Source organism: Bacillus cereus group sp. BfR-BA-01441 (assembly GCF_022663075.1).
GTDB classification, from domain to species: Bacteria; Bacillota; Bacilli; order Bacillales; family Bacillaceae_G; genus Bacillus_A; species Bacillus_A cereus.
Genome location: NZ_JAKUEU010000328.1, coordinates 1 through 275, shown reverse-complemented (window position 1 = coordinate 275; position 275 = coordinate 1). Strand labels below are relative to the sequence as shown.

Below are 275 nucleotides of genomic sequence, written 5' to 3'. Positions count from 1 at the left end.
TCTAATTCACTATTTTTACCTTCTACTTCAGTTAATTTTTTCTCCGTATTCGCTAAATGCTCTTTTGTCGTAACCAATTCATTCGTAATTTCTTGCAATTTTTGAACGAGTGCTTGATTAAATTGATTTTGTAACTGTTGATTCTCTAATACTTCATTCAATTTCTTTTCTAATTCTGATTTTTCTTCTTTTGAAACAAACGAATCAAGTTCTCCGTTTCGCCATGACCGAACTTGATCATAAGACCATTTTTGGTCCTGTATTTTTTCTTTTAT

General features: G+C 30.2%; 1 pseudogene. It reads right to left on the bottom strand.

The features are described 5' to 3' along the window. A pseudogene (locus tag MR107_RS30735) lies at positions 1 to 275 on the bottom strand (MerR family transcriptional regulator); the annotation flags it as partial.